Source organism: Flavobacterium sp. CR10, assembly GCF_055814415.1.
In genome coordinates, this window is the sequence record NZ_CP185985.1 from 5,205,138 (window position 1) to 5,231,100 (window position 25,963).

The 25,963-nt window shown below is 35.3% G+C and carries 17 protein-coding genes; all 17 read right to left on the minus strand.

Annotation, left to right across the window (positions count from 1 at the left end; genetic code table 11):
* Nucleotides 1–13: 13 nt before the first annotated feature.
* Nucleotides 14–667: a methionine ABC transporter permease MetI gene (locus ACNRYB_RS21845; protein ID WP_473728737.1), complete on the minus strand. Its 654-nt coding sequence runs from the start codon at nt 665–667 to the stop codon at nt 14–16.
* The gene (gene metN / locus ACNRYB_RS21850; protein ID WP_343707347.1) at nt 660–1,691 is read right to left on the minus strand and encodes a methionine ABC transporter ATP-binding protein MetN; all 1,032 of its coding nucleotides are present in this window, start codon (nt 1,689–1,691) and stop codon (nt 660–662) included. Before metN ends, ACNRYB_RS21845 begins: the two co-directional genes overlap by 8 nt.
* A gap of 344 nt (nt 1,692–2,035) precedes the next feature.
* Nucleotides 2,036–3,064, minus strand: coding sequence for an NHL repeat-containing protein (locus tag ACNRYB_RS21855; protein WP_473728738.1), 1,029 nt, complete (start codon nt 3,062–3,064; stop codon nt 2,036–2,038).
* Nucleotides 3,055–4,272: a hypothetical protein gene (locus tag ACNRYB_RS21860; protein WP_473728739.1), complete on the minus strand. Its 1,218-nt coding sequence runs from the start codon at nt 4,270–4,272 to the stop codon at nt 3,055–3,057. Before ACNRYB_RS21860 ends, ACNRYB_RS21855 begins: the two co-directional genes overlap by 10 nt.
* Nucleotides 4,273–4,451: 179 nt before the next feature.
* Nucleotides 4,452–5,360, minus strand: a complete 909-nt coding sequence (locus ACNRYB_RS21865; protein ID WP_343707350.1) for a DMT family transporter — start codon at nt 5,358–5,360, stop codon at nt 4,452–4,454.
* 20 nt (nt 5,361–5,380) lie between these two features.
* Complete coding sequence (nagA, locus tag ACNRYB_RS21870; protein WP_129745418.1) at nt 5,381–6,499, minus strand: N-acetylglucosamine-6-phosphate deacetylase; 1,119 nt, start codon at nt 6,497–6,499, stop codon at nt 5,381–5,383.
* Nucleotides 6,500–6,507: 8 nt separating this feature from the next.
* Nucleotides 6,508–9,717, minus strand: a complete 3,210-nt coding sequence (locus ACNRYB_RS21875; protein ID WP_473728740.1) for a LamG-like jellyroll fold domain-containing protein — start codon at nt 9,715–9,717, stop codon at nt 6,508–6,510.
* Nucleotides 9,718–9,808: 91 nt separating this feature from the next.
* Nucleotides 9,809–10,996 (minus strand): AGE family epimerase/isomerase, encoded by a 1,188-nt coding sequence (locus tag ACNRYB_RS21880; protein ID WP_473728741.1) that lies wholly within the window; start codon nt 10,994–10,996, stop codon nt 9,809–9,811.
* 117 nt (nt 10,997–11,113) lie between these two features.
* Complete coding sequence (locus ACNRYB_RS21885) at nt 11,114–13,219, minus strand: GDSL-type esterase/lipase family protein (protein ID WP_473728742.1); 2,106 nt, start codon at nt 13,217–13,219, stop codon at nt 11,114–11,116.
* Nucleotides 13,220–13,342: 123 nt separating this feature from the next.
* A complete protein-coding gene (locus tag ACNRYB_RS21890; RefSeq protein WP_473728743.1) occupies nt 13,343–14,578 on the minus strand; it encodes an MFS transporter in 1,236 nt (411 codons plus the stop codon).
* Nucleotides 14,579–14,693: 115 nt separating this feature from the next.
* Complete coding sequence (locus ACNRYB_RS21895; protein WP_473728744.1) at nt 14,694–15,854, minus strand: galactose oxidase; 1,161 nt, start codon at nt 15,852–15,854, stop codon at nt 14,694–14,696.
* Between the two features lie 31 nt (nt 15,855–15,885).
* Nucleotides 15,886–16,806 carry a dihydrodipicolinate synthase family protein gene (locus ACNRYB_RS21900; RefSeq protein ID WP_473728745.1) on the minus strand — a complete coding sequence of 307 codons (921 nt, stop codon included), beginning with the start codon at nt 16,804–16,806 and terminating at the stop codon, nt 15,886–15,888.
* 100 nt (nt 16,807–16,906) lie between these two features.
* On the minus strand, nt 16,907–18,367 hold the full coding sequence (locus ACNRYB_RS21905) for a RagB/SusD family nutrient uptake outer membrane protein (RefSeq protein WP_473728746.1): 1,461 nt from the start codon (nt 18,365–18,367) through the stop codon (nt 16,907–16,909).
* A gap of 18 nt (nt 18,368–18,385) precedes the next feature.
* Entirely contained in the window at nt 18,386–21,820 is a 3,435-nt protein-coding gene (locus ACNRYB_RS21910; protein WP_473728747.1) for a SusC/RagA family TonB-linked outer membrane protein, read from the minus strand.
* A 327-nt stretch (nt 21,821–22,147) separates the two neighbouring features.
* Nucleotides 22,148–23,380 carry an ROK family transcriptional regulator gene (locus ACNRYB_RS21915; RefSeq protein WP_129745400.1) on the minus strand — a complete coding sequence of 411 codons (1,233 nt, stop codon included), beginning with the start codon at nt 23,378–23,380 and terminating at the stop codon, nt 22,148–22,150.
* A 155-nt stretch (nt 23,381–23,535) separates the two neighbouring features.
* Nucleotides 23,536–24,339, minus strand: coding sequence for a DUF2490 domain-containing protein (locus tag ACNRYB_RS21920; RefSeq protein WP_473728748.1), 804 nt, complete (start codon nt 24,337–24,339; stop codon nt 23,536–23,538).
* A 226-nt stretch (nt 24,340–24,565) separates the two neighbouring features.
* Nucleotides 24,566–25,963, minus strand: a complete 1,398-nt coding sequence (locus ACNRYB_RS21925; RefSeq protein ID WP_129745396.1) for a TolC family protein — start codon at nt 25,961–25,963, stop codon at nt 24,566–24,568.

Here is a 25,963-nt window from a genome sequence, read left to right on the forward strand (position 1 = left end):
ATTTTTAATTTGATTATCTATGATCAAATCGTTTTGATAATCTGTCTCCCGCAAACTGAATCGCGAATACCAAGATGACCAATAAAGACAAAACCGAATTCATTGTCACAGCATCGTAACCAATATATCCGTACTGATAACCAACTTGTCCTAAACCTCCTGCTCCAACAGCTCCGCCCATTGCAGAATATCCGACAAGGGTAATTAAGGTAATTGAAGCTGCGTTGATTAAAGAAGGTAAAGCTTCTGGCAGTAATACTTTGTACACAATTTGCAAAGGAGTTGCGCCCAATGCTCTTGCTGCTTCGATTAATCCAGACGGAAGGCTCAACAAACTGTTTTCTACCAAACGGGCAATAAATGGTGCTGCACCAATGCTTAACGGAACCAAAGCCGCACTAACGCCAATTGAAGTGCCAACAATAGCGCGTGTAAACGGAATCATCCAAACGATCAAAATAATAAATGGAATAGAACGAAAAACGTTCACTACAACCGATAATGTTCTATTTAAAACAGGCTGTTCCAAAATTTGATTTTTACGGGTTAAAAACAGTAAAATTCCTGTTGGCAATCCTAATAAAAAACCAAAAAAGCCCGATACAAAAGTCATAACAATGGTTTCCCATGTTCCTTTTAACAATAAATCTATAAGAGAATCAGACATAACCTAAAATTTCTGTTTTAATGTGTTTTGAATTAAAATATTGAATCGCCGCATCGTAATTTTCGCGTTTCCCTGAAAGTTCAATCAGCATTACGCCAAAATTAACCTCGCCAGCCTGATCCATTTGTGCACTTACAATTTTGAAATCGGTATCAAAAAGTCTTGAAACTTCTGAGATAACAGGTTCGTTAACCGATTTTCCTGTCATTTCCAATTTCAATAACGGATTCAAATTTCCGTTGTCTTCTTTCTGCAATTTTTCCTGATAAACAGACGGAATTTCAATATGAAGCGAAGAAGAAATAAATTCTTTTGTCAATTCATGTTTCGGATCTGCAAAGATTTCACCCACACTTCCCTGCTCTATCAATTTTCCGTGACTGATAACTGCGACTTCATCACAAATCGATTTTACCACTTCCATTTGGTGCGTAATCAGCAAAACAGTAATATTTAGTCGTTTGTTGATGTCTTTCAATAAGTTCAAAATCGATCTTGTTGTTGCAGGATCTAGCGCGCTTGTAGCTTCATCAGACAAAAGCACTTTCGGATTATTGGCTAAAGTTCTTGCAATGGCAACTCTTTGTTTTTGTCCTCCCGAAAGACTTGCAGGATAATCGTTTGCCTTTTCTGCCAAACCAACCAATTGCAATAATTCTAAAACACGCGTTTTGATTTCGCTTTTGGAAGTTCCAGTCAATTCTAGCGGAAAAGCCACATTATCGAAAACTGTTCTTGAAGAAAGCAGATTAAAATGCTGAAAAATCATTCCGATTTGTCTTCTTTCAATCGCCAATTCAGCGTTTGATAATTGCATTAAAGATTTGCCATCAACGATAATTTCGCCAGAAGTTGGTCTTTCCAGCAAGTTCACGCAACGAATAAGCGTACTTTTTCCCGCTCCGGAAGTTCCAATTACACCAAAAATTTTTCCCTCAGGAACCTTTAAAGAGACATCAGATAAAGCAGCAACAATTCTGTCTTTCTGATGAAACGTTTTGGTTACATTTTTTAATTCAATCATTCTTTACGGTTTAAAAACAAGAAAGCCTTTCATAAATTAGTTGAAAGGCTCTTTCGAAATAAATTTTATCATTTTATATATTAAGCCAGATCAATAAACACCATTACAGCAGCACAGTACATCATACTGCAACGATAATAATTATTCATTTTCTGGTTCTCTTTCTTCATAGCGACTGCAAATTTAAATAGTTATTTTCAATTTTAACCTATAAATCGTTAAAACTTTTATTTCCCTATCAATTTAGTAGGTTATTTTAAAATCCCAAATCTTATTTCAATTCAAAAAAAAATCCAAATTCCAATTAGTTTGGAATTTGGATTTTAAAATATTGGTATTTAAAACTAGTTGTTTTGTTCTGCGATTGTAGATTTGTTTAGTTTTATCACTCTGATTTTCTTATTTGTGTTATCAGATAAGAAAATGCGATCATCAAGCTGTGCAGTGCTTACAATTGTTCCAAATGCATTCTGTCCTAAAATATCAGAAACACTTAGAACTGCTTTGTAGTTCATCTTAATAAATTCCGCTTTTGGATATAATTTTAAGTAAGACACGCTTCCAACATTTTCTGACGTAACGGCAAAATCTTTACTGAAAGATACTGAAATTGGTTTTATGTCTACAAATTGCACTTTTTCTGGCTCAATAGGAGTTGTTAATGAATTTTTAGCGTTTGCTTTAATGTTGGCAATATTATATTGCAGATAACTTTTTGCATCTCTTCCGCCCACAACCAAGTTTCCGTCTAAAACATCCATTGAATATAGTTCGGTATATCCGTTAAGAGTATTTAGTTTGGCAATAGGTTTTAAGTTCCAATCGCTTGTCTCGGTAATTTGAGAAGCTTCAAAAACTTTTATGCTTTTTTCTTTTTCTTTAACAAATATCAATCCGTCTTTTGCTACCACACCAAAAACGTGTACAAAAGTCTGCCACCATTGTCCGTTTCCAACCGTACTGATTCCGGCATTTGTAGTTTCATCAAAAACAAATAATCTAGATTCTGTACTACCTACATAGATACGGCCGTTGTCAACAGAAACAGATGTAAGACTAACCAACGGAATGGCTGTAGTTCCTTTTGTGTATTCTTTTATCGTTTTGATGTGTGCTAATGTCACAGCATTAAAAACTTCCAAAACATTCCCGTTCACCACATAGAGTTTCTCTTTTGAAATGGCAATTCCCTTCGGATCAAAAGCTTCTGTGCTTCCTGGAATATTTTCGTTAGTAATAGAAGCTTCATCTGTTGGATAATAATACGTATAATCTTTAGATGCTGCGTCGTCTTTACTGCAATTTGTAAACAAACAAAATGCTAGAATTAGGGGCAGAATATGTTTCATGTGTAATTTATATTTTAATTCCATTTTCCTTCACCTTTATATTTGACTAAAAATGGATTTTTCGGATTAATTTTAAACACTGGTTTTTTATAAGTTCCTTTTACGTAAGCTGTTTTTTCATACGTTTTCAAAACGTCTGGATCTGTAAAAGGAAGATCATTTAAATAAATCAAATACTTATAAAATTCCGTCAACATTTCCTGCTGGCCTCCGCCTTCTCCACTATTTGCGAGATTACTGCTATGGCTAAAACCAATATGATGTGAATATTCGTGCGACCAAACCGACATTTCTCCAACCCAATGTCCAGTTACATAACCAGATTCCCATTGCGATGCTAGATTTCCTCCGCCCCAAGCAGAATCTCCTCCAACCATTGCCATCCAAAGAGTTCTCTTATCTAGATAATTCCAGTATATTTTTTCGATTTCCTCTTTCGAATAATAATCGTAAACACCGTCAACATCATCAGCATTTCCGTGCCAGTTCAAAGCTCCGTTTATTCCTGTTCCAGCTGCAGCTGCCTGTTCTTGTTTGTATTTGTCAAAATTGGTAAATGTGCTGTAATACATTGGATGGCTCAAAGCATAAGAATAATTGATAATCATTGTTATGGCTTCTTTTGCTAAAGCTGGATTCATTGGAAGAAATTTGCCCAATTCATTAATATGGTAACCATCATGAAACTGAACTAAATGATTTGATTTTATTTTTTTGAATTTTTGAAATAAAGGGTCGTCCGACTCTACAGAAAATTGAATGGCACCAGAAGAAAATCCTTCAATTTTATCTATCGTTACTGTATTTCCTGTTTCTAATAAATAATCGTTTTTCTGATCGGTTAGTGGAATTTTATGAAATGAACGATGAAAAGCCGGTATTTTAGAAAAAGTGTAAAGCACAAACTTTTTATCATAATTTGGCAATTTCGCGTAAATCTTCACATTTGTAAGTCCAACTGGAGAATACAAAGAAATCTGTACAGAGTCTTTTCCTTTCTGGATAACTTGAAGCGGTTCGTTTACTCGAAACCATCGGTCTGTTTTGTCATACATTTTTGAAGGACTTTCGTCATCTTCAAACATAGTCATGGGCTTATTTTCTGCAGGTAAAGCTATTGCGTCAATAGTCGGAAGATAATTTGGCTTGTACGAATCGGCATCGTCACTACAGCCCAAAAGAATACTTGCCAATAGGGCAAATACAAAAAAGTGAGTTTTTTTTCTCATCATTAAGTAAGTAGGTTTGGGGGTTAAAATATGGTGCAAAACTATAAATATGATTCTTAAAAACAAGGTTATTGAAAGAAAAGTATGATTTTAGAAATATATTAAAAATAGTTTTTTATAAATAAAAAGTATTTAATGTTTAGTTTGTTAGATGATTATGTGGTGTTTCATGCTTTTTCTTTTTAATCTTCTTTTGTTGAAAGAGTGATGTATAATCCTATTATAACTAAAGTAACTCCAAAAAACGTATATAAAGTCAACGGCTCATCGACGACAAAAAAGGCGATTAAAAATCCAAATATCGGGCACAGAAAAAGCCAGTAAGAAGCTTTTAAAGGATTAATTTTTAAAAGGTACAGCCAAAATTGAATGGCTCCAATAGAAACTGCAATTGCTAGCCATGCAGTCGAAAACCAAAAATCTGCATTAAAAGTATTTTTATCAGATTCGTAAGTCAGTACTAAAGTAGGAAGCAGAAATACGGCACCAATTATGGTCTGCCATCCGTTGATTGTTAAAATATGTAATCCGCTCCATTCTTGTTTCGAGTAATAAATAGTTCCTAAAGAATAGGCAATCATACTGACAATTAAAATGAGTATTCCGCTGGGAGTTGCAAAGCTGCTTTGTAATAAAGGGTAGGCCGCTAAAAAAACACCCGTAAAACAAAGCACTAAACTGATTATACTTTTAAAATTGATTTTATGAGATAACCAAACTGCAGAAATCAAAACAATAAAAACCGGATTAGTTGCTACTGCTAAACTCCCTAAACCAGCGGATACTTTTTGCATAGCAATAACATACAGCCCTAAATAAAAAGTGATATTCAGCAGACCATAAATGCTGATCTGAATCCACTCTTTTTTTTGAGGCAGACGTTTTGCCATTATAATATGTGAAATACCAAGCATAATGCTTCCAGCAATTAAAAATCTAAAAATAGAAATCACAAAAGGCTGTGCAGAATGAAGTCCGATTTTTGTCGCTGTGGACGCAGATGCCCACAAAAAGGCGAAAATTATTCCAATAAAAATGATTTTCCATTCTTTTAATCGACTTAAAATTGGAAGCTTTTTTTCTTTAATCATTATAAAATAAATGAATCTGTTTAAGAGAAATTAAGTGTTTCTATTTCGCTTAAATCTGCATTGAATTTGACAAAACTGGCAGGAAAACCTGATTTAATTTTTCCAACTCTATCTTGCATGCCAATAGCAGAAGCTACTCTTGTAGAAGCCATTTTTATTGCTTCATCTGCAGATACATGCAGATGGTTATAAGCATTTTGCACTGCCTCTGCCATTGATATTGTTGCTCCTGCCAGGTTGCCATCTTCATTTCTGTAAAAACCATTTTCTAAATGCGCATCAAAATTATCCCACTTAAAATTGGCTACTTTTCGGCCTAAAAATGTTGCATCGCTTATTAGAAAGAATTTATCTTTTTTTAATTTATATGCCACTCTTGCCGCGGCATAATCACAATGTGCGCCGTCTAGAATAACTGGAGCATAAACATCTTCGTTTTCAAAAACGGCTCCAACCAAACCTGGTTCACGATGCCCAAACTGTGTCATGGCATTAAACAAATGTGTTACCAGATTGATTCCTTTTGCAAAATAAGGTTGTGCTTCTTTGTGCGAAATAGTCGAATGTCCGATTGAAATGGTAATACCACTTTCAATCAATTTATTTAACTGTTCTTCTGTAAAACATTCCGGAGCGATTGTAATTACTTTGATGATATCTTTTCCTTTTTCGATAATTTCGTCCAGCTCTTCGTCAGTTGGTTTTCTAACCTGATCAATACTGTGCGCACCACGTCGTAAAGGATTTAAAAATGGTCCTTCTAAATGCATTCCGATAACGCCATTATTGTGTTTTTTCATATAAGAACGAACCGCTTCAATTCCCTCTAAAATGGTTTCTTTTGAAGAAGATATCAAACAAGGTAAAACATGCGTTGTGCCGTATTTCAGACTTGCATCATAAATATCCTGAATCGTTTCCTCGTTTGGAGTCTGGCTGAAATAAAGTCTTTCTCCACCATTGATCTGAATATCTATAAATCCTGCTGAAAGATGGTTTCCTCCCAAATCAATTTTTTCAATACCATTTGGAATTTCTTCTTGCACCGAAATAATTTTTCCGTTTTCTATAATCACAACTCCATTTTCAATTATTTCGTCGCCTGTGTGCACAACAGCATTTACAATCGCTTGTTTCATTTTTTAGTTTATTTCTTTATTATTTTACTGCTAATTGAAGTTTTTGCATCCTTTACATTTAACAGATAGATGCCCTGTGGCTGATCTGCTAATGAAAATGAAATTTCTTTTTCGTTCAAATTTACAGAGGTAGATCGGATTAATTTTCCGGATAAATCAAATAATTTGATGTTTGTTGCTCCTGAAGCATTATTTACTTTAACTTTTACAAAATCTTTTACTGGATTCGGGCTCACCTCAACACTAAACTTTTGATTCTCAACTTCAACTATTTCAACCGCTTTTTTTGCTTTTTTTGCTGATAAAGAACTGGGAGGCAAAAAAGTATCAGCTCCATTTGTCAGCCAGTTTAAACTGAAACGCACAAAATACATTTGATAAGTTGAACTTTCTCCATTTTCATAATAAATTCCGATTGTTCCGTCTGGTAAGATCGTTAAACTGGAATAAGCCGATGCTCCTGCAAAAATAGTTTTTGGTGAGCTCCAAGTTGTTCCTTCGTCGATACTCATTTGTACGCTCACATTTTTACGGCTGCTGGCAAACGGAATCGAATGTAATAATCTATTTTTATCATAACCGTCAAGCGTAGAAGTATAACGAATAAAATCGCCGTCGCAATTTGGATCTGTAATGCTCGTTTGATTATAAGCCGTTCCCCACGTTGCACCTTTATCTGTCGAAATATTAAAACGACGTGTTCCAGGATTTCTTATGCTCATCATAATATTCCCGTTATTTAATTCTACGACTTTAGCTTCATCACCATCTAATTCTGCTCTTCCTGTTGATGCTGTCCAAGTTACGCCGTGATCTGCACTCGTAATCATATAATTGCTAATGCGCTCTGTTCCTGAAACATTTTCTCTCACAGCAATTGCGGCAACAATTTTTCCGTCACGCAATTGATGTGCTCTTCCTGAAGCTACAAATAATCCTTTCCAATTTGGGTTTGGTCCGTAAATCTGACTGGTAATATCAACTGGCGTTCCCCAAGTTACTCCGTTATCGGTACTGTGAATTACCAAAACTTTTGCAGGCGCTGCGTTTGTTGAAGCAAAAAAACCTTTATCTGCTGAAACCAAACATAACAATTCGCCAGTGGTTTTGTCTAAAACCAAAGCTGCATCACCTGCTCCTGTTGCCGATCCAAAATTGGCAATTGTAAGTGGTGAAGACCAAGTTTTTCCGTTATCTGTACTTCTTCGAACAACTGGATCTATTTTGGCGGCTAAATCGCCTGCTCCGTTCCATCTTTTGTCTGTTACCGTTACCAGCGAACCATCGGCAGCAGTGATGATTGCTGGAATACGATAACTTGCAGAACCTGCATCGCCAGGAGTAAATAAAAGTGTATTAGCTAACAAAATCACTCTATTTCCTGCTATTGTATTGGATGTTGTATTGTAGGTAACTCCATTTGCAATTATTGATTCGCAAGTTGCATCTAGTAAATTTCCTTCTGTTGCACTGGCTGAAATATCATAAGTAATCCAAAAATAATTATCTCCGGAAACTAATGCTTTTGAGCCATTCGCAGTAAGATTTCCGCTTGACGGAGAAACTGTTGCAAACAAAGTCGCCGTTATCGGATTGAAAATCGATGTACTGCCACTCGAATAGATTTTAATATTCGTAACATCTGAAACATTTGTAGTTCCTGACATCGTAAACTTTAAAGCACTTACGGTCAACGGATTTAAATTACCCGAAACCGAAGCTTTTACCGCTATAATTCTCTGATCTGTATCGCCTAAACCTGTTGGCAATTCCGTTTGTACTAATGAAATAGAATTAATCTGCATTTCGTTTGTCTGTGCAATTACCGATGCTCCGTTCATTAAAGTCCCAGGATGATTATTTCCTGCAATATCTGGAACATTTGTGCCACTTACGTTTTCAAAATCCCAAGCGGCGAGTAAACTCGTTTCTGATCCTGTAATGACGGCTGTTTTATCTGTTACCACTTCAGCCGCTGTCATGGCTTTGCTCCAAAAACGAATATCATCGATTTGTGCATTCATGTATGAGGCAAAATTGCTTAAAGTTCCAAAAAATAGATCTCCAGTATTGGAAACCGTATTGGTTCCTCCAATATTTGTGGATGTTTTAGTTTGCTGTAAAACGCCATCCACGTAAATTTTACAGCTTGTTGTAGCAACATCTACAACCATTGCTAAATGATGCCAAACATTATTAGCGATATTCGAAGTTCCGTAAGGAGGTCCTGCCGCTCCAGCACTTGTTGTTAAGTTTACTCCAAACTGTCCTCCTCCTGCCGAAGTATTATTGATAAATTCATATCCAATTCCTGATCCATTTGGACGTTTGCTTAAAATACGTTTTCCAAAATCTGTTGTTTTGATTTTGCAGGTTATGGTTAAATTTTGTCCCGCAGCTAAATTAAAATCGATATGATTCGCAACAAGCATATAATCATTTATTCCATCTAAATTTAAAACCATCGGAAAAGCATTTGAAAATGTAACTGTTCCAACCAGAGTTCCCGGATGGTTATTTCCCGAAACATCTGGAACTGAAGTTCCTGTCACGTTTTCAAAATTCCATGCTGCCAAAAGATCTGTTGTGGGCGCATTTACAACTGCAGTCATATCTGCCTGCAATTCTATTGCTGTCATGGCTTTATTCCAGATTCTAACATTATCGATTTGTCCTGCCCATTTGTAGCTATTGGAAGCGTCTGAAGTTGCACCGATTACAAAGTTTACGGCATTAGAAAAATCAGAAGTTACAGAAGTAAATGTTTTTCCAGTATTGGCTAAAACTCCATCAAGATATCCGTAGATAGTTCTGTTACTCGAAGCATCAATAACCAAAGCAACATGATGCCAAGTTCCGTCAGCAATTGAATTAGCGGAATATCCTGCTGTACTAATATTTGCCGGTGTTCCTGTTCCGCTTGCATTCATAGCAAATTTTCCAGCGTTGCTGCCGTTTCCTGTCCAAAACTCATAGCCATTTCCCGACGTGCCATTTCTTTTGGCAAAGATTCTTGGAGTTCCGGTATTGGTTGTGGTTTTAATCCAGCAGGTAATAGTTTTATTCTGACCGGAGCCAAAATCTAAATCAGGATGATCCGCTACTGTCATATAAGCCGAAGTTCCATCAAGGTTTAAAACCTTACCGCTTTGTGCTTTTGTATTTATATTGCATAAACACATCAAACACAAACAAAAATAGAGTAATACATTTTTCATAGTTTTTAATATTTGGTTATAAATTGGTTAATAAGCAAAAAATAGGATCTAAAAACTTGATGGATCGGCGGATAATCAGGAGAAACGGATTTTAATTGTTTTCTAGATATTCCTGTAATATTTGAGTACAATACCACTCTTGTCTTGGCAAATGAAACGGCCCTTTATAAAGATTCCCTTTTGCCGTTTGTGCTACGCTGCCATCTCTGTGCAAATAGCCAAACCATTCGCCATTTTCTTTATCATGAAATTTACTGTACGAGTAATCGTGAATCATTTTATGCCATTTGGCATATTTCTCATTTCCGGTCATGGTATAAGCCAATAAGGTTGCTATAATAACTTCATTATGCGGCCACCAGAACTTCATGTCCTGCCAATATTCCTGAACAGGATTTCCGTAAACATCAAGGAAATATAGAATTCCTCCGTGTTCTTTGTCCCAGCCACGTTCCCACATATAATCGAGCATTTTACACCCTAATTCAATTAAATGCGGATCATTATTTCTGTATTTTGCTTCGTGCAGAATAAACCACGCGCCTTCTATAGCATGTCCCGGATTTAATGTTCTTCCGTCAATATGATCAATTATAGAACCATCTGGAGCGACTTGTTCCATCACACATTTTATATCGTGTTTTACGAAGTCATTTTCTATTTCGACTATCCATTTCATAATCCATTCATTACAACGCAGGTCGCCAATATTTTCTCTTAATTGCTGCGCTGTATTGATCATAATCATTGGCGAACCAATTCCTTTTGAAGGTCTTACATTGGTATATTTTGGTTCTAACAAACCTGGAGTTGTGGTATATTTGATACATTCTCCAAAAAGATGACGTGCTTGTTCTGCAGCCGCTTCATCTCCGCTCGCTTTTGCGTAAGCACTCAAAGCAATTACTGCAAAAGTTTCAGAAAAGTAATAACGGCGTTTGCGTATCGGACTTCCATCTTGTGTGACATGAAAAAACATTCTTCCATCTTTATCAAAACAATGTTTGTTTATAAAATCGATTCCAGATTTTGCGCCATCGAGCCATTCTTTTTTTTGCTCAATTGTATTGTAAAGTGTAGACAAAAGCCAAGAAGTACGTCCTTGAAACCAAACTGATTTATCGGTATCTATTAAATCTCCAGTTTGGTTCCGCATCAGTAAGTAACCACCATGCTCAGTATCTATTGAACGCGGAAACCAAAATGGAACTGTATTATTTAATAATTGATTCTGATAAAACTCTTTTAATTCTATTAAATCAGTTTTTGAATAGCTCATTTTATATATGTTTTTACACCTGAAATTCAATTCAGGTTTTGTTATGTTGATAGGTGAAATCGCTTTAGATGTAAATTCAGTTCATCTAAAGAAAAAATATAGTGTGAGAGATGCTTTCTAGTTTTGGTGCGCAGAATCCAGTTCTAGCCTAAAAGTGGAACATGGAAGATTGGCTTCGTTTACCAGATTTGCTGTCGTGAAAGGTTTATACGCGTATAAAATTTCTTTTATTTTCTCGTCATTCGGAATGCTAATCTGCACTTGATCTTTTACAATTGCAGCTTTACTTTCAATCCGAATTCCTTTATCGGTTACTAATTCAAATCCGATTACTTCTTTTTTATCTGCTGTAAATAGCTGTTTTGCATTTGAAAAAGAAACCAGAATAACATCTCCTTTTTGAATGGCTTTTATTGGTATTGGCCCTTCGGCAGTTATTTTTTTTCCGTAGGTATATTTTAAGGCCAGCAATGCTAATCGATCTCCGATGGGTTCTTTTTTTATCGGATGCACATTAGTTTCGTCGCCAAAATCCATACTGACTGCCATCGCGCTATTTGGAATCTTTTTCTGGATTCTATTTTGTGCATCTCTAAACAATGCCCAAGACGGACGGTTTATGCTTGACAGCTGCACAAAATAAAACGGTAATGAAATTCCCCATGCTTTCCGCCAGCTTTCGGCTAATTCAGGCAATGAATGTTCGTATAATTCGATATTATGTGCATTGCTTTCTCCTTGATACCATAAAATTCCTTTAATTGGAAAATCGGTAAACTGCGAAACTCCAGCTTCATAATTGTAACAAAGATCGTAAGGATGGCGCTGTTTTGGATTTACAGCATTTTTTAGATTTTCGTCAGCACGAGATCGAACCCAAGGCATTAAAAAATCAGATTTTCGCCAGTTGGTCAATACATCCACTTCTTTATCATCATGTTCTAAAGTATATCGATCGATCCAAGATTCAATTGGTGAACCGCCAACTGCAACTTGAATTAAACCAATTGGCACGTTTTCTTCCTGAACAATATTTTGTCCAAAATAATAAGCCACTGCCGAAAAATCTTTTGCACTTATCGAATCACAAATTTTCCAGTTTCCTAAGAAGTATTTTAATTGATTTGCTTTTTCTAAAGTGAGAGAATCCCAAGCTTTTTCATCGGTTTCCTGAATCACTTCAAAATTGAATAATCGAAGTTTTGTATTTACTGCCGCTTTTTTTAATTCGGAAATTCCATTTTCTGCTTTTTTCAAAGGAAAAGCCATATTTGATTGTCCCGAACAAAACCAGACATCTCCAACTAGAATATTTTTTAAAGTGATATTTTGATTGGAAGTTGAAATCGAAATCTGCTGTATTTCTCCCGATTTCATAGCAGAAAAAACAGCTTTCCATTTTCCGTATTCATTTGCTGAAACTGTTATTTTTTGCTTATCAAAACTCACTTCCACTTTTTCTCCCCCATTTGCTTTTCCATAAATGACAATTGGTTGATTTCGTTGCAAAACCATATTATTAGTAAAAACAGCAGGCAATTTCAATCCTCCAAAATCTTGCGTAACATTCTCGTAAACCGTTTGTGCTAAAATCTTTGCTCCTTCTTTTGTTGGATGTAAAGCATCTGGGAAAAGGTCTGGACGATGGTATAATTTTTCGTGAAGATCAATCAAATGAACTTTATTTGCTTTAGCAATTTCGCTAATATGTTCCTGAATCTGCCAGAACCAATCTCTTGTTCCTGATTTAAAACGAGGATGTTCATTGAAAATCGGAGTCATTCTGCAGATGTAAATTTTCACCTTCGGATTCAGTTTTCTTAATGCATCAATCAGCCAAGAATAATCGGCATTAAAATCGTCTTTGTAATTCGGCCAGTTTCTCGGATCGGTATCATTTAGTCCCAAATGGATAATCGCAATATCCGGCTGATACGCAATGGCATCAGAGCATTCTTTAGTTTTATAATAAGGCTTACTTCCTTTTTTTAAAAGAGTTGCACCGCTGTAACCAAAATTTTTCACTTCATATTGACTTCCCATCAAAACCTGCAATTGCGAAGGATACGATTCTGATTTCGGATTGGCCAAAAGATAACCAGCTGTAACAGAATCTCCAATACAGGCTACTTTAACAGCAATCTGCTGCGCATTAATTCCAATATGAAATAAGGCAAAAAATGCTGTTATAAGCAGTAGTAAATTTTGTTTTTGTGTTCTCATTCTTCTTTACATCATACTAAAATTAAGGTGTTATGAGCCGAGCGAAACGGCATGGCTCCGCCCGGGCTTATAAAAACCAAAAAAGCAACTAACAATCTAATTTTCAAAAAAGGCTACTTTGACTTAAGCTCCTTCAAAATCATTTACTTTAGGGCGCAAAAAGCTAATTTGCGTAATAAGGGCAATCAGGACGATACCGGCCATCAAAGAAAAACCATAACCCAAGTTGCCAGCATCGGCTGATTTCCCTAACAAGGAGGTGACCAATGCGCCACAGCCAACCCCCGTCATGTTTAAAATACCATAAGCCGTCGCTCGATATTTTGAAGAAACAAATTGACAGATTATGGGCATATTATTTGCATCAAACATTCCGTATCCTATACCAAAACACAGAACTGCGCCAACCACGTGAAACAAGGAATGCCCAAATCCGATCAATAATAGTGCGGGAATGGTCAAGCTTAAACCAATCGCGCTGGTATAAATTCTTCCTTTTATATTTTTTTGAACCCATTTGTCCGATAAAATTCCGCCAAATACAACTCCAAGCAAGGAAGAAAATGAAATTGTAATGGTTGCCAAAGGTCCAGCCTGATCCATAGAAATTCCTAAATTGTCCGAGAATAGCGTTGGAAGCCAGTTTTTAGTTGCCCATCCCGGTAAACTTATAATGGCAAAATAGAACAGAATTACCCAAAAAGAAATATTGGTAAATAATAACGTCAGACCTTTTAGCAAAGGAGCTTTTGCATGGGTTTTGTTAAATTCAGGATCAAAAACCTTTGTCTTTTTCTCGTACAAAAAGAAAACCAAACTAATAGAATAAACCACACCGATAATTCCAAAGTGATGAAAAGTCGAATGCCAAGAATAACGTGCTGCAATTGTAGCCCCAAAACCTCCCAAAGCAGAACCCACATAAAGTCCCGTCATGTGAATACCAATGGCAAGCGATCTTGTTTTCTGCTGATGATAATCGGCAATTAATGATAATCCTGCCGGAATGTATAAAGCTTCGCTCACGCCCATAATGGCTCTTAACCAATAAATTTCATCGTAAGTTTTAGCATATCCCATTGCATACGTTACGGCAGACCAAACGAATAAACTCCCGATAATCAGCCATTTTCTGTTTAATTTATCAGCGATAATTCCAGATACTGGACTCATCAAAGCGTAAATCCAAAGGAAAACTGCCATCAGACGTCCAAAATTTTCACCTGAAACCAATTCCGGAATGTCATTTTCCATTGATGGTCTCATGGTTGCGAGCATTTGCCTGTCCATGTAGTTTAATAAAGCTACAATCCAAAGTAACGCGACTACGAGCCAAGGATAATATTTAGAGTTTTTCATTTTGGTTTTGGTTGATTTTTGGTTTTTTATTAGCAATCTTTAATTAAACCTGACAGGTTTTAAAAACCTATCAGGTTTCTAAGCAACTTAACTTAATTAACTTAGATTTTTATTTTTATTCTACAGTTCCAATCATAATATCTGGTGTACGAATTCCAGGTTTTATTTCTCCATTTGATAAAACAATTTTATCGTTCCAAAGTACTGCTGTTGTTGTTACATGAGCCAGAAATGGCAATTCACCAATTTTTGTCCATTTATTTTTTAAAGTATCGTACAATAAAATAGCATTGTAAAATCCTTGATGTGTTGTATTTAAGATATTTTTTTCGGCAATTAATTTTGCCTTTTCTTCTTCTGAAGCTGTCTTTGAAATTTGAGATAAATAGGTTTCTATTTTATGAAATGTTTCTCCGTTATCTCCTCCCGTAATAATGATATAGTTTTTCCCAAAAGCGACTCCTGCTCCTGCTGAAAAATTGGTTGTTTTGTTTCCATCTGTTATAACTGCTTTAGTTTCCCAAATTTGTTTTTTCAGGTTGAAAGCCAATGTTGTGTTGTGCAAATCGCTTATTCCAGAAGCTGTTTTGGTTCTTCCTCCAAGTACATAAATGACTTCATTCTGAACCACTGCTACCGAATTTGCTAATGCAAAAGGCAATTTTGGTTCTGATTTCCATTCTAATTTTGTTTTATTTAAATCTATACTAAAAACCAAGTCAGAACTTTTTGTGGCTTCATCGCCGCCAATTGCATATACTACATTGCTTACATTTACAAGAGCAATATTGGTTATGTGGATTGGAAAATCGGGTAATGCTTTTATTTCGATTTCATTTTTACCAAAATTCCAATTTAAAATATGTGCTTTGTTTGATAAACCATTTTCATTTTCGCCGCCTACATAAACAATTCCTAAACTGGTTGAAACATTTCCACAATACGCAATTGGTTCTGTTAATTCTGCTATTGATTTTTTATTCCATTGAAACGTTTTTTCATTTTTTTCTAAAACATGAATTTCTTTTGAATAATGTTTCTTCCCTCCTTCCCAAGGCATTTTATCTTGAAAATTGGCTCCTCCGGCTACAATCAGAACATCATTATTAACACCATTAATTGGTCCTGCAAAACCCAAGGAAATACTACCATCAGCATTTTGAAGCTGCGTTGCTTTTTCCCATTCGATTTTTGAAATATTTTTTTGTTGCGAAAGACCAACTGTTGCTGACATAATTGAAATAATAAGGATTGAAAAAGAAAAAAAATGATTCATAGTTGTTTGTTTTAGCCGAAAACGAAACGTATTATTTTGATTTAAATTCGTCGAAATATAAACCTTCTACATCTTTTTTGAACAATTCAAATTGTGCTGCAGTCATGTTTTTGACTGGCAATCTGAATTCGCCTAAATTATGTCCAACCAATTTCATGTAGGCTTTTCCAACTGAAATTCCGCCATACTTTCCTAAGAAACGAATCATATCAATTGACTTCTGCTGTAACTTTCTGGCTTTCATTAAATCATTATTATTAAAAGCATCAATTAGATCGTAGTACAATGGAGCAGCATAATTAAAAGTACTTCCAACTGCACCTTTTGCCCCTAAAACCAATGCTGATAGCATATTTTCGTCACGTCCCCAAAGCATATCAAATTTTCCATCAGCATAACTCATACAACTTTGGAAATCCATAAAATCTTCATGCGTATACTTTACTCCGGCAAAATTTGGCAGTTTTCCGTCTAAAGCTCTAACCAAATCAAACATCGGAATATTAACTCCGGTTAAAACTGGAATATGGTAATAATACAAAGGCATGTTTGGAACACTTTCTCCTACTTTGATACAAATTTCTGCAAGCGTGTCAACGTTTCCAGGTTTAAAGTAAAACGGAGCTGTGATTGAAACTGCATATAAGCCAATTTCATACGAATATTTTGCCAGCTCGATACAATCTGTTAAGCAAGTTCCGCCCAAGAAAACCATTACTTTAAAGTCAGCATCATGATTGGAGCAGTCTGCCCAAGCTTTTGCAACCGTTTTTTTCTCTTCTAATGACATAGAAACCCCTTCGCCGGTAGAGCCAATTATAAATGCTCCTGTTACGCCATTTCTTTTTAGAAAAGTATAATAAGCTGGAATCAAGCTTACATCCAATTTTCCGCTTTCGTCAAATGGAGTAAATGGAGCAGAAATAAGACCTTGTAAATGTTCGATTTTCATGACTTTTGTTTTAATTTTAGTTTTATCAGACTGAAAATTTTTCACATTTCCAGTCTGATTTTTAAACTTTTAGTTTTATTTATTTTTTGTCTTTTTTAGATTAATTGTACCCTGGGTTCTGAACAATTTTAGGATTGAAATTGATTGTATTTTGAGAAATTGGAAACAATACTTGTTTTCCTGCCATTGACGGAACTATGCTTGTTTTATTAAAACGAACAATGTCCCACCATGATTTTCCTTCAAAGGCCATTTCTTTTAAACGCTCTCTTAAAATCACATCGTCATTTGCTGCCGGAGTATCATTTGTAAATGAAGCCGATGCATCTGCTCTTTTCATTACCTGATTCATTTCTGTGGTTGGATCCTGACCTAAAGCATTTTTAATCTCTGCTTTCATTAATAAAATATCCGCCCAACGGTAAATAATAATATCACTCACAAATCTTCTGATTGTTCCGTCTACAGTTCCGTTGTATTTTACCAAACCTGTAACTACTGGAGTTGTACCGTTATATAAAGTTAAATACGTCGCGTCTTTTCTGGTATCTGTAGCTGCAAAATTGAATCTTGTAATGTCTGGCTGTACTCTCGAAATACCAGCATTTCCTGAACCTGTTCCTAATGTGCCGAAAACTGCTGTTGCTTGGGCTGATGTTAATGGTGCAAAATCACTTGGCCCAACAAACATAAACTGATTCCAGTTATCTAATAACGATGATGTTAAATCGGCTAATGAATAACGAACTGCAAAAAGCACTTCGGCATTCCCTTTTTTATCAAAAGCAAAAACATCTTTGAAACTAGGCATTAAAGTCGGTGTTCCCGGAATTGCATTTATTGCTGTTAAAGCTGTATTTAAATCTGCTGTTCCTCCGTTTAATTGTTTTGCTGTCCATAAATTCACCTCTGCTTTTAAGGCGTAAACTGACGGAAGAGCCAATTGCGTTTTATTATTATTTGAATCTGGAAAATTGGCGATTGCCTTATCAATATCTGATTTTATAAATGTAAATGTTTCTTCAATCGTATTTCGCGGAATTATATATTGCGACTGATTGGTATTTTCTGTTGGTTCTGTTACAATTGGCACACCTCCCCACGAGCGTGCCATAATGAAGTAACATAACGCTCGCATTGTGTACGCTTGAGCAATATATCTTTTCTGTTCTTTTACTGTTGATGGACTAAATGTAATTTGCGGTACATATTTTAAAACCAAATTTGCCGAATGAATTACTGTATATAAACCAGCCCAATCTACATCTATATTTTGTGGCGTAAGGTTGTTGTTGTAATAATTTGCCAATGTTAAAGGAGACTGAACTCCTCCCGTGATTTCAGCACTTCTTGCTCCACCCAGCAAATAATAATTTTGCTGTGTTTGGATTCTAAAGTTAACATACATTCCGTTTACCCCTGCTTTGGCATCATCTTCTGTTTTCCAGAAACTATCGGCCGTAATAACACTATCAGATGTTAATTCTAAATCATCCTGACAAGAATTAAAAAGAGCGAGACTTGAAAAAAGTATTGTGTATAAAAGAAATTTCTTTTTCATGATTTTTTAATTAAAAATTTACAAACTGATATTTAAACCAAGAATAATGTTTCTAGGCACTGGGTAAGTTCCTGTAGAACCAGCTGCGTTTAATCCTAAACTAGATCCTCCGTCAATACCTTGTACCTCTGGGCTTAATCCTTTGTATTTTGTGAAGTAGTATAAATTACTTCCTGTAACGTACAGACGAAGTGATGTTAAACTTGCTTTTTCGATAAGTGTTTTTGGAAAACTATAACTGAACGTAATTTCTCTTATGCATAAATAATCTCCGCTTTCGTAGTAACGGCTGTTACCTTGAAACATGTTGGTATTGTAAGCCGCTCCACTTGCTTCAGATCTGAATAAGTTGTTCTGGTTTGTTTGGTCTGCCCAACGGTAGCGAGGAACATCTGTGATATCTCCTTCTTTCTGCCATGCTTGCGCGCTTTCTGCCAATAATCCGTAGTTACCTTGAAACTGACCTAGGAAACGTGCTCTTGCTTCGTTGTAAATAGTTGCTCCTAAAGAATAATCTGTTCTAACTGTTAAAGAGAAACCTTTGTACGAAGTATCAAAATTGAAACCTCCTACGAATGTCGGGAACATATTCCCCATATATTGTCTGTCTCGACTATCAATGATTCCGTTATTGTCTGTATCTTCAAAAACCGCATCTCCTGCAAATTTTTTCCCTTCAGGATTACCGCCATTTGCAGCAGTTTTAGTAACATAAGTATCATGGACTTTTGCATTGTAAGCATCTGCTTCAGCCTGAGTCGAAAGAATGTATAGCTGTTTGTGAGCGTAGAAATTTCCTATTTTCTGTCCTTCTTGCAAACCGCCTACATAAACATATTTCCCGCTTTTCTTATCCCAAATCTCTGTTCCTCCAATTCTATTGTTTCCATTTCCATTAAATGGAAGTTTTTCGATTGTATTGGTATTGTGCGACACGTTTGCTCCAACATTTACTTTCCAATCATTTTGATTGTAAATATTTGCCTGTACTTCCAGCTCAAAACCTTTACTTCTTAATCCTCCTAAATTGGTCAAAACAGTTGAGAAACCACTATTTGAAGGCAATGTCAGATTCGTCAATAAGTCTGATGTCAATTTGTTGTAGAAATCTCCGATGATTCTAATTTTATCTTCATTCAATCCGATATCAAAACCACCGTTTATCGTTTCAGATTGTTCCCATTTTAAACCTGGGTTTGCAATTTGAGAGTTGATAATAGCCGATTGTCCATTATAACTATTTGGAAGTCCGTTTGTAGTTCCTGCATATAATCCTCCAGCCTGGAAATCACCTAAAGTTCCTAAGTTTCCGTTTACACCATAACTTCCACGAAGTTTAAGAGAAGAAAAGAATTTTGGCATTGTGTTAGCCCAGAATTTCTCTTCCTGCATATTCCATCCTGCCGAAATCCCAGGAAAAAATCCATATCTATTGTCTGGTCCTAAACTTGAAGAACCGTCATAACGAAATGAAGCTGTTGCAAAATATCTGTTTTTATAATCGTAATTAACACGCCCAAAAACACTATTTAAAACCAATTTTGTATTGTTGCTGTAAACAGAAACCGGAATTGGAGACGAATCTAAAGTCTGCGCTAAATCTGAAGGGCTTCCTTTTCCTGAGGCGTTAAAATATTTAATAGTTCTATCGTATTTTGAAACTCCCAATTTGGCATCAAAATCACCAATATTATCCCATCCTTTTTTATAAGCAAAAACACCTTCGTATTGCACTTGATACGTTTGATTGCTCAATCTTGTTGCAGTTCTTGTATTATCAACCAAACCACTGCTTCCGCTTAAAAATGCCTGCTGAAAAGTATTATCATTTTGATTTTCGCTGTATAACGAAATAGCTGGTGTGAAAGTAAAATCTTTTGCAAGTCTTAATTCACCATCTACGCCCATCTGAAGCTTATCGTTTTCATTTTTCCCTTTAACTTTCCCCATCTGGTACAATGGATTTCCGTTAATGTTATTTTGTCCTGGAGCTAAAGTTCCGTCTTCTAAATATAGTTTTGTAGTTGGCGAGTTTCCTAAATATCTATTGAAAACCACACTGTTTGCCACAACCTGATTGTTGCTTGCTTTAGAAAATAAAACACGACCATTAATTGTAAAATTATCTGCCACTTTTAAAGAAGCGTTTAATTTACTTGTAAACCTTTGGTATCCTGTGAATATCGTAATACCATCACCTTTTAAATATCCTAAACTCAAATCGAATACGCCAGTGTCTGTTCCTCCACTAAATCCAAGTGTATGGCTTTGCGTTATGGCATCCTGAAATAAAATATCATTCCAATCGGTGCTCTTATACATAATAGTATTGTTCGCATTTAAAGGATCTGCGATTTCCTGCCAACCCTTTGCCTGAAGCGTACTTATGGTTTCTGCAGATAAATTAGATTTTAATAAAGTAGCAAACGGAGTATTATTCTCTAGATTATTCCCTGTACCTGCAGGTGTTGCACCAGTCAATTGCCCTAAACGCGCGATACCCGTTGTTGTAGAAAGACCAGCAAGTTCGGCTGCATTATATAATCCAAGGCGCTGCATTTTAATGTAATCGCCTCCATCCATAAAATTGTATTTTTTGCCAATTCTACTGTTTTGAGTTGAAACATTATAAGTAACTTTTAATTTTCCTGCCTTACCTGTATTTGTGGTTACAATGATTACACCATTAGAAGCTCGTGCACCATAAATAGAAGTTGCTGCAGCATCTTTAAGCACCTGAAGTGAAGCGATATCCAAAGAGTTAATATCATCAATCTGACTTCTGATTACCCCATCAACAATATATAAAGGAGTTGCTCCCGACGGATTATCAATTGAAGTACCTCCACGAACAATTACATTTGAAGCTTTTCCTGGCTGTCCTGATGAAGTTTTAACCACCAAACCTGTAACGCTTCCTTGTAAAGACTGCGTAACGTTTGAGTAAGGTACATTTTCTAGTACTTTTTTATCTAATTTAGAAACTGCTGTACTTAAAGTTCTTCTGTTTTGAGCTCCATATCCTACTACGATTACCTCATTCATTTGCTGTCCTATCTCTTTTAAGACAATATTTAATGGACTTCCTGTAATAGCAACTTCCTGATCTTGTAATCCAATATATGTTACGATTAAAGTGGTAGCGTTATCAGGAACTTCAAAAGCAAAATTTCCGTCAAAATCGGTTTGAGTACTTACACTGGTTCCTTTTGCAACAATATTTACACCTGGAAGAGATTCTCCTTTTTCGTTAGTCACTCTTCCAGTAACTTTCTTCTGAACTGGGTTGTTCTTTTTTACATTTTTATCCGTAAACACAACACTTTTTTCTGTTTTAGCAGATGCTAATTGCATAGTAAAAGCTAAAAGTAACGTAGACGTAAGTTTAATAACTTTTACGTGTTTAGGAGTAAACCTAAAATTTTTAGGCTTACTTTTAGGCAATAATTTCATACTTTTGTAATGGTTTGGTTAATAAAACTTTGTTAAGGTCAATTTATTTATTCCTAAATCACCGTTCTTATGAAGAACAAGCCAGCAATGTTCACAGCATTGACTGGCTTTTTTTATGATCAAAAAACAATATTTTTATCCAAATGGTTAGTTTGGTTTTGAACATCAAATCTTAATTCTAAAGTTTTTTTTTGACAGCTAATCGCTAAACATTAGATGTAAACTTTATTTAAATATTTTATTATTATTTTGTAAAGATATAAAATATTTTAAAATAACAATATTAGTTATTAAATTATTTTAATAACTATAAGTACAATTCTTAAATCAATTATTAATCAAAGGAAATAATAGCTTTTCTTTGATCACACAGCAAGCGCCAATAACACCCGCTCGGCGCCCTAATGCAGACTTTTTGAGCTTCATATCACGGTTTACTAAACCAAGCGAATATTTTTTTAAAGCAGATTGTATTGGCAGAAGTGCATAATCGCCAAGTTGTGCGAAATCTCCTCCAATGACTAAAAGATCAGGGTTGAATATGTTTAATAAGATAGACAAGTAACGTCCCATTTTTTCACTTTGCTGTGTTACAAGATCTACGCAAAGTGTATCTTCCAAATTTACAGCTCCAGAAATAATTGCATGATGCTGTAAGACAGGTGAATTTTCATCCAAGACTACTTTAGATTGCTTACCGTCTTTTATTGCCTCTTTAAATTGATTAATTAAAGACCAACCTGAGATTTCGGTTTCCAAACAGCCTAGTTTTCCGCATTGGCACATAATTTCATTATTAAAAATCGTACTATGTCCAAACTCCCCCGAATATCCTGATTTTCCGTAATAAAGTTTTCCATCTGTAATCATTCCAATTGCAACTCCCCAACTGTAATTGACAAAAATGATGTTTTGTTCGTCGTCAACAACTCCTTCGCAATATTCGCCAAAAGCCATTGCACGAGTATCATTTTCTAAGTGAACAGGAAGATTCAATTGTTCCGATATAATTTCCGTTAGAGGTCGGTTTTCGCTAAAGAAATAATTATAACTAAAACCTTCCATCGAGTTAATACGCCCAGAAAAGTTGATGCAGACTCCTACAATCATTCTCTTTTCGACAGAGCTATCTTCGATAAAGGAATTAATTAAATTACAGAATTTGAGAAGTGATTCTTGTGTGTTTTCTAAAGCAAAAGAAGTTCCTAGCTCAATACTTACCAGTTCATTCTTTATATTTTGAAGGCCAATAGACATACTTGTTAAACCAACTTCAACACCTAAAAAGTAGGCGCATGTTGGATTTATACTAAACAACGAAGGCCTTCTCCCTCCACTATTTGTTATTTTTCCTAAATCAACAACATAGCCTTCGGTCAATAATTCGTTGACTGCTTTGGTTACTGTAGGCACACTGGACTGCAGTTCGGCGCTCAATTCTGCAATAGTCGAATTTCCGCCTGATAGTAGACGTTTTATAATAGACTGCCTAAGCAAATGCCATTTTTGTTCGGATAAACTTTTGTCTTTACTATTATCTAATAAATCTTTTAAACTCATTGCTTTCCTTATTTGGTTCACAACAAATTTAAATTATTTTTTAAATCAGCATAAAAATTAAGCTTTTAATATTAAATTATTTTAAAATATTAAAAAGAGTTTTTAAAAATCTGCAAAAGAAAGATTGCCTAAAAAAATCAAAGAGACACAAGCAATTAATCCGCCCCGCCATCAACGCTATCAAAAGTTTCGCGTTCTTTAGGTTTTACACTATATTTTACTGAAACCATTGGTCCGTAGTAAACATCAAACTGAGTTCCGTTTGTTCGTAATTGCATTTGCCCGATTACGCCTGCTAAGAAGTGAATATTTGGTGTAATTCCGGCAGTATAATAAACCGATAATCTGAAAATATCAAAATTTTCTTCGGCATAATCTTTAGAAGCAAACTTCAGCATCAATTCAGTATAATACCCAATATTTGGTGCCAGAAAAATTGGCTTCTCTTTACTTTGCCTCAAATAATGATTGACTCCAAAACGGGCTCTTAATCTAGGAATCGTCTGTGGATTTCCGTTTCTATCATCAAAAAATTTAGTTTCAAAACGCACTTGTTCAAAGAGAGATCCTTTCGGCATTTCTTGGGTATACGTTCCCATAACAATGATTCTGTTTTCTAAGGTTTTGTAATTGCCCGCTTCTTCAATGGCATATTTCTGATTGTGCGCGTATCCTAACCAAAGTTTCATGTTTTTAAAACCAGAATATATAATCCAAGGTCTTATTACTTTACGCTGTGTGTATTCAAACGGATTTCCGTTTGTGTAAGCGCCTTGAGTAACAAGCTGCAAATCTGCCTGTCCGCTCAAATGCCATTTTTCTATTAACGGAAATGCAACGTCAACTTCGCTTATAGATGCAGGAATAAATCCCATTGTATAAGGCGCATCCTGTGCTTTCAGAATCTGTGATAAGAAGATGCAACAGAATAAGAGAAAACTTCTTTTAAATAAATTCATATTCGGTCAATATTAAATTAAGGGCCGCGAAATAGAAAAACTCTATCAAATTTAAAGAAAGAAGCATTTAGCGATTCAAAAAAGCGGTTTCATATTATAACATGAAACCGCTTTTTAATATTTTCCAAAAACAAAAAAGCTTTAGAAAAATATCTAAAGCTTTTTAAAATTTAAATTCTGAAAACTAATATAATGCAGACAGGTACAGGCTACATATTTTTTTAAATTAATCTGGATTGGCCAATATTTTGTACAATTCGGCATTCGAGAGATAAAACTGATTCTCTAAACTTATTTGCGACAATTTAGCGCTAACCAAATTATTTTCTCTTGAATTGATTAAGAAAATCGAACTTTCTCCAAACGAAAATAATTTCTCTTCTGAATTCAGCATTGTCATATAATCTTTTACAAGATTATCAATTACAACTTTCTGTTTTCTTAAAGAAGCAATTTCCGTTTGCTGTGCTTTGATTTTATTTTTAAGTTCTAATCGCTGCTGACCAATATCAAACTGCATATCCTGAATTTTCAGTTTTGCCATTTTTAAGCTTCCGCGTTCTTTTCTTAAAAAAATCGGGAAACTGAAATCGATATTAAACTTATAATCATCAGCGTTGAAATTATTCCAATAATTAGGTTCTGAAATATAGTTGTAACCTACATTTATTTTTGGAAGCAACGAATTGGCTTTCAATTGGCGATTGACTTCCAGAATATCCATTTTCGTTTCCAAAGACTGAATTTTCGGATGCGAGTCTAACGATTCAACATCAACCATCATAGCATCTGTTCTTAAAGTTTCCTCAATGGTCTGAATTAGATTTTGCTCTGGTTTTACTAAATCTCCCAACTCAACAGGAACATTTTCAATCCATAAAAAATTAGCTAGTTTCAATTTTGCTTTCGCTAATTTTAAATTTCCGTTCTCAACATTCAGTTCTCTGTTTCGTACTGTAATTTTAGCTTCAACACTATCAATTGCAGGAGCATCACCAGCTGCAATTAGTTTTTTAACTCCTTGAAAACGAGTGCTCGCAAAACCTAAATAATTTTTATATAATTCGGCTTCGTTATAGCTTTTTCTCCATTCAAAATAAGCCTCACTTGCTTGGTATAAAACTTCAATTGCTCTCAATTTACGCTGTGCATCGCTTAGTTTCACATTAAGTTTTCCTTCGCGAACATCAGCCATTCTCTGGTTAATGAACATTCCCTGTCCCAAAGCAACGTTAATTCCAAGCGAAGTTAAACCTGCTTCTGGAGTCTTGTTCTGCGGATTATAATATTCCCCATTTGTATCATCAAAACCAGCTTTTACCTCAATCCCGTACCAAGTCGGAATTTTGAAACTGCTGTTTAATAACGAATAGTATTCTGTGCCTTTAAATTCTTTCTTATTGTAATCTACTTCAATTTTTGGGTCAAATCCGCCACGCGCCAACATCAATTTTGCTTGAGCATTTGTCACTTCAAGATTGGCTTGTTTTACCAGCGGATGATATTTTTTTACATATCCCAAGTATTCAACAAAAGTAAGCTCCTCTTGATTAAAATTCTGGCTGCGTACTGTAGAAAAACAAAATAGTATTAAGAAAGAAAACAATTTTACAAGATTTCTCAT